Raw genomic sequence first — 6,152 nt, 5'->3', positions numbered from 1 at the left:
GTGAGTAGCGTTCGGGTTATGGATCGAAGAGCGTTCATGGTGACCGCCGGTGGTGCGGCGGCAGGGGTAGCGATGCTGCCGGGTGAGGCGGAGGCGCAAGGGAAGTGGGGCCCGCACGGGCCGGTGGTCCGCTTCAACGTCCTCAGCGACATTCAAGGCGACCTCACCGATTTCGGCAAGGCACTCGACGACCTGCACGCGATCAACCCGGGCAGCGCCGGGCTCGGTATCGCGGGCGACCTCACCCCGCGCGGCTACGACTTCGAGTACGCCCAGCTTCGCGCGACCTTCGACAAGCACCCGCATCCGCGCGAGGTCGCGTGGGCGATCGGCAACCACGAGTTCTACGTCCCGAAGTGGCGGGATCCCGACACCCTCGCCCAGGAGACCTGGCCCAACGGGACGACCGAGGACTCCCTCTTCCGCAGCTTCTACCGGTTCGCGGGCCGCAACACCGTCTACTCGGAGTCGTCGTTCGGCGGTGTTCCGGTGCTCTGTCTCGGCACCGAGCGGTACGCGAAGTACCACGACCCCAAGCTGTGGGACGAGGTCTGGATGAGCGATCGCCAGTTCACCTGGCTCGAACAACGCCTCCGGTACTGGTCGAACCGGCGCAGCCCGGTCATGGTGCTGACGCATCATCCGTTGCCCAACACCGTTTCCGGCACGCACAACAAGCTCTACCGGTCCGACTACCTCCAGCCCGACAGGCTGCTCTCGATCCTCGGCCGCCACCGGGACGTGTTCCTGTTCTCCGGGCACACGCACTGGGATCTGAACCTGTCGGACTGGGTGGTCCGCCGGGTGGTCCCCGGCACCGGCAATCTCGAAGGGTTCACCGTCGTCAACACCGCCGCCGTGCAGACCGGCTGGACGGATGACGGCAAGGGCGGAGAAGTTTCCCTCGGGGGCGCGTTCAACCAGGGGCTGCAGGTGGAGGTCTCGCCGTTCTCGGTGGTCATCAAGGCCCGCGACTTCACCACCAAGACGTGGCTGAAGCAGATCACCGTTCCGCTGCACGACTCCTGGGGTTTCCCGCACTGACGGTGCCACCTGGGATTCAGGTTTCCTCGGAGGGGTAAGCCAAACTTCGTGGCGCGAACCGATTGTCCATAAAGGACGCTGTGACCGCTGTGCGCGTCCGATTTGGGCGCTTTGCGCGGGGGTCGTGAGTGGCAATGATCGTTCTAACCCTCTTTGCCACTCACGACCCCCCAGGGCAAGACTGCCCAAAGCGCCCAAATCGGTCGCGGAAGTCCGGTCTTCAGTCCCTTGTGGACGAACGTGGTCATGCAACGGTCACTGCCCCGCCTGCGAGCGAAAGCCACTTCCGCATCACCTCCGGCAGCACCGCACCCAGCAGACCTCGAAGTACGTGAAGGCCCCCTTCCCTCGGCTCAGCCGAGGGAAGGGGGCCTTCACGCGCACTGCAAACGGGCTCAGTTGGCCGGTTTGACCTCGGTCTTCGGGTCACCGTCGACCGCGGCGGCGAGCTGCGGGACGATCCGGTCGATCACGAACGGCAGGCTCAGCACGGTCACGAAGGAGACCGCGCTGCCGTAGGTGCCTTCGTTCTCGATGAAGACCTCGCGCTTCTCCTTCGCCACCTTCAGGCCGCTGTAGAGCGCGTCCTTGCCGAGGATCTCCTGCGCCTTGGCCGGGGTGTCGATGAGCCACACGAGCGCGTCGCGGTCGAGCAGGTCGGTCCGCTCGGCGCTGAGGCTCTTGCCGAACTTGTCACCGATGGCGGCGTCGAGGTCGGCCGGCAGCTTGAAGCCGAGCGATTCGAGGATGTGCGAACGCCCGTCCTGGCTGCCGTAGACGAAGTAACCCTCGTAGGTCGAAGCCATCAGCGCCGACTTGCCCGCGAACTCCGGGTGCTCCTTGCGGGCCTGGGCGAACTTGTCCTCGACACCCTTGACCAGTTCGTTCGCCTTGGTGGAGCGGCCGACGGCCTGGCCGACCTTCTTGGTCGCCTCGTTCCACGGGATGCCGTAGTCGTTGTACTCCTTCGGCTGCGCGACGACCGGGACGCCGATCTGGCTCAGCTTGTCGTACTGCTCCTTGGTGAGCCCGGAGTACAGCGCGATGATCAGATCCGGCTTGAGCGCGGCGATCTTCTCGTACTGCGGCCCGTCGACGTCCTTGAGGACCTCGGGCAGTGCGGCGCCGCCGAGCTTGTCGGTCGCCCACGGGCCGATGGTGCCGGGGAACTTGCCGAGCCACTCGGTGACACCGACCGGGACCACCCCGAGCGCGAGCAGCGCGTCCTGCTCGGTCAGGCCGACCGTGACGACGCGCTTGGGCTCCTGCGTGATGGTGGTGCTGCCGTACTTGTGCTCGATCGTGGTCGGGAACGCGTTCGCGTCGACCGCCGAGCCGGCGGAGTTCTGCGCGGCCGGGGTGGCCGACTCGCCGCCTCCTCCGCACGCGGTGAGCGAGGCGGCCAGCACCAGGGTCGACGCCAGCAGGCCGGCGGTCTTCAGGCGCCCGCGCACGGCGGAGAGGGTGGGGATTCGGGCCATCGTCCGTCCTTCTTGATCGGCTGTCCGGCGGAATGCCGGATTAATCGAGGATCAGGTTTGGCTAACCTAAGACGCGGACCGGTCGATTGCAACCGGTGATACTGCGTCCCGGGTCACGTCCGTGAACGGTTGTCCGACCAGGCCGCCCAAAGCGTTGCGTATTGACCGCGGGAGGCCACGAGTTCGTCGTGCGTCCCGCTTTCGACGATCACGCCCGCGTCGAGCACGACGACGCGATCCGACGCCGCCGCCTGCGTCAGCCGGTGCGCGACGACCAGGCCGGTCCGGCCCTCGAGCGCAGCGGCCGCGGCGGCTTCGAGGGTCTTCGCGCCCGCGCTCCCGGCTTCGGCGGTCGCCTCGTCGAGGATCGCGATCGGCGGATCGGCGAGCACCAGCCTCGCGAGCGCCAGCTGCTGGGACTGGGTGACGGTCAGCCGATGCCCGCCCTCGCCGACCACGGTCGCGAGCCCTTCGCTCAGCGCCTCCGCCCAGCCACGCGCGCCGACTTTTTCCAGTGCCGCCAACAGTTCCGCGTCGGAAGCCCCGGGACGGGCGAGGCGGAGGTCGTCCGCCAGCGAACCGGCGAAGACGTGCACCTCCTGGCTGATCAGCGCGACCGCCTGCCGCGTGGCGGACGGCCCGAGCTCGTCGAGCGGTACTCCGCCGACGGAGATCGTCCCCGCACCCGGGGTGTGGATCCCGGCGATCAGCTTGGCCAACGTCGTCTTGCCCGCCCCGCTCGCGCCGACCAGCGCGACCCGTTCGCCGGGGGAGAGGCTGAGGTCGACGTCCCGCAGCACCGGGTGACCGTCCACATAGGAATGAGAGATGCCCGCCGCCTTCACCGAGGCGTCGACGGGTTTCGCGGGCCGTTCGGGTTCGCGCGGCGCAGGCAGATCGGCGACACCGATCAACCGGGCGAGGCTCGCGGCCGCCGCCTGCGCGTCGTCCACCAGAGCCAGCGCGCTGTTGATCGGACCGAAGAGGCTGTGGAAGTACAACGCCGCCGCGGTCGCCGCGCCGACGGTCACGGCGTCGGCGCCCACCAGCAGGAACCCCGCCGCGAGCACCGCCGAGAGACCGACGAACTCGGCGAGGTTGAGCCGGGCGAAGAACCTCGTCATCAGCCGCACACCGCGCAGCATCAGGTCCATCGCGCCCTCGGACCGCTGCCGGACGCGCTCCACGTGGGCGTCGGCGAGCCGGAACGCGCGGACGGTCTTCGCGCCGCCGATCGTGTCGAGCAGTTGCTGTTGCTGCGAACCCGTCGCGATCCGCTGCTTCGCGTACAACGGCACGGCGTTGCGGACGTACCAGCGCACGGTGTGCAGCTGGATCGGCGTCGCGAGCAGCGCGGCCAGGAGGAAACGCCAGTCGAGGACGGCGAGCGCGCCGAGGGTCAGGACGATCGTCAGCACCGAGCGGCCCAGTTCGGGCAGGGCTTCGCGGACCGCCCTCGCGACCACCGTCACGTCGTTGGTGACGCGGGCGGTCAGGTCTCCGGAGCCCGCGCGTTCGACCTGTTCCAGCGGGAGACCCAGCGCCCGGTCGACGAACCGTTCGCGGAGTTCCGCGAGCAGTGTTTCGCCGAGCTTGGCGGTGAGTGAGACACCCAACGCCGTCGCGATCGCCTGCGCCACGGCGACCAGGACCAGTGCCACCACTGGCGTGGTCAGCTCGGTCGCGGGCCGCTTCTCGATGACCAGGTCGACGATGTGGCCGAGCAGCCGGGCGGTGAGCAGCCCGATCGCGGTCGCGCCGACGAGCATCGCCAGCGCGCCAGCGGCGCGGGCCTTCGAAGTACGGAGCAGTTCGCCGAGGACGGCACGGATCCGCTTGCCGTCGGCGGTGGGGAGGAGTTCGCGGGTCATGACAGCACCGCCGCGCGGTAGTCGGCGCGGTCGCGGGCGAGTTCGGCATGGCCGCCCTCGCCGGTGATCCGCCCGCCGTCGAGGACGACGACGCGATCGGCCGCGGCGAGCAGGGCGGGGCTCGTGGTCACCAGGATCGTGGTCCGTCCTCTGCGTAGCCGGGCGAGCCCGGTGGCGATCTTCGCCTCGGTCACCGTGTCGACCGCCGTCGTCGGGTCGTGGACGACGAGCACCGGCGCGTCCGCGGCGAGCGCGCGGGCTAGCGCGACCCGCTGCCGCTGGCCGCCGGAGAGGGAGCGGCCGCGTTCGGTGACCGCGGTCGCGGTGCCGTCCGGCAAGGCCGCCGCGACCTCGTCCGCCGCCGACGCGGCCAGCGCCTCGTCGGCGGACAGGCCGTCCGCGTGGACGTTCTCCGCCAGCGTTCCTTCGAACAGATCCGCGTCGTGCGCGGCGACCAGGACGACCTCCCGAACCCGTTCCGGGTCCACAGTGGACAGATCGACGCCGTCGACGTGGACCTTGCCCTCCGCCGGATCTCCCGCGCGGCCGAGGCAGTCGAGCAGATCGGTCGCGGCGGCGGGGTCGGCGGCGACGACGCCGATCAGCTGCCCGGCCGGGATGTCGAGGTCGACGCCGCGGAGGGCGCCGTACGAGACATCGGTGAACCGGACGTTCCCGGTGGCGGGCGACGGAAGTTCACCGTCGCCCGAGTCCACCGCGACCGGCGTGGTCAGCAGATCGGCGACCCGGGCCGCCGACGCGCGGCCCTGCGCCAGTTCGCCGTTGACCCACGAGAAGATCAGGAACGGCGTGAGCAGGAACTGGGCCAGCCCCACCGCGGCGACGAGATCGCCGACGCTGATCGCTCCCGAGGAAGCGAGATGCCCGCCGACGAGGGCGACGACCGCGATGAAGCCGCCCGTCAGCGCGAGCACCGCACCGTCGTGCCAGGCCTTGGCCCGCGCGGCGCGCAAGGTCGCCTTGAGCGAACTCTGGCTCGTGTCGCGATAGCGGGCGACCGCGGCGGGTTCGGCGCCGATGCCCTTCAGCACCCGCAGGCCGGACACCAGGTCCGTGGCGACGCCCGAGGCGTGCGCGGACCGTTCCTGTTCGGCTTCGCTGCGGCGCTCCAGCGGCTTGCCGATGAGATGCGCGAGATACAGCAGCGGCGGCGTGCCCAGGAGCACGAGGAGCCCCAGCGGAAGTGAGATCCGCAGGAGCGCGACGGCGCTGACCAGGACCCCGGCGAGGGCGGCGATCCCGAACGGCAGCGCCGCGTTCACCACTCCGACGCGTTGCGCGTCGCTGGTGCCGATGTTGACCAGTTCACCCGCCAGCTTGCCCTTGTCGGCGCCGCCACCGGGATGCAGGACCCGGCGGCTGATCGCGATGCGGAGGTCGTGCGCCGCGCGCAGGGACGCGCCTTCGGCGGCGCGCGCGGCGAACCGGTAGCTGTAGGACAGTCCGGCGAAGATCACGCCGAGTACGGCGATCCAGAACACGAGCGTGCCGACCGTGCCGCCGTCGACCGCCTGATCGATCACCACCCCGATGATCACCGGGACGAGCGCTTCACCGCCCTGGTGCCCGGCGGCGAGCACGGAGGCGAGCGTGACCCGCCGTCGTTGCCCGGAAATCGCCTGCCGCAGGACACTCCGGCTGGTGGTGGCCGTTGCGGTCACCGGCGCCTCCGTTCGTGGTGGGGAAGGTAAGGCTAGTCTAAGTAGGTAGCTCGTTGAGGTGAACTCCGGCGTTC

Annotated in this window: 4 protein-coding genes; 1 reads left to right on the top strand and 3 read right to left on the bottom strand. The window is 69.9% G+C overall.

What is annotated here, in order from left to right; all coding sequences use genetic code 11:
- The first annotated feature begins 18 nt into the window (after positions 1-18).
- Positions 19-1,044 carry a metallophosphoesterase family protein gene (locus tag NQK81_RS04185; RefSeq protein ID WP_257487107.1) on the top strand — a complete coding sequence of 342 codons (1,026 nt, stop codon included), beginning with the start codon at positions 19-21 and terminating at the stop codon, positions 1,042-1,044.
- Between the two features lie 395 nt (positions 1,045-1,439).
- Here NQK81_RS04185 and NQK81_RS04180 read toward each other — a convergent pair whose 3' ends face one another.
- The 3 genes from NQK81_RS04180 to NQK81_RS04170 all read right to left on the bottom strand — a co-directional run bounded on the left by NQK81_RS04180 (position 1,440) and on the right by NQK81_RS04170 (position 6,078).
- On the bottom strand, positions 1,440-2,525 hold the full coding sequence (locus NQK81_RS04180; protein ID WP_257487106.1) for an iron-siderophore ABC transporter substrate-binding protein: 1,086 nt from the start codon (positions 2,523-2,525) through the stop codon (positions 1,440-1,442).
- A 113-nt stretch (positions 2,526-2,638) separates the two neighbouring features.
- Entirely contained in the window at positions 2,639-4,396 is a 1,758-nt protein-coding gene (locus NQK81_RS04175; RefSeq protein WP_257487105.1) for an ABC transporter ATP-binding protein, read from the bottom strand.
- Positions 4,393-6,078 (bottom strand): ABC transporter ATP-binding protein, encoded by a 1,686-nt coding sequence (locus tag NQK81_RS04170; RefSeq protein WP_257487104.1) that lies wholly within the window; start codon positions 6,076-6,078, stop codon positions 4,393-4,395. Before NQK81_RS04170 ends, NQK81_RS04175 begins: the two co-directional genes overlap by 4 nt.
- Positions 6,079-6,152 lie beyond the last annotated feature (74 nt).

The organism is Amycolatopsis roodepoortensis (assembly GCF_024628825.1).
Taxonomy (GTDB): domain Bacteria; phylum Actinomycetota; class Actinomycetes; order Mycobacteriales; family Pseudonocardiaceae; genus Amycolatopsis; species Amycolatopsis roodepoortensis.
Note: the sequence above shows the minus strand (reverse complement) of the source record. Positions and strands in the feature narration are given on the sequence as shown.

Excerpts from the sequence above, each read along its gene's own strand:
- NQK81_RS04175 (WP_257487105.1), bottom strand. The coding sequence starts at position 4,396 with ATGACCCGCGAACTCCTCCCCACCGCCGACGGCAAGCGGATCCGTGCC.
- NQK81_RS04180 (WP_257487106.1), bottom strand. The coding sequence starts at position 2,525 with ATGGCCCGAATCCCCACCCTCTCCGCCGTGCGCGGGCGCCTGAAGACC.
- NQK81_RS04185 (WP_257487107.1), top strand. The coding sequence starts at position 19 with ATGGATCGAAGAGCGTTCATGGTGACCGCCGGTGGTGCGGCGGCAGGG.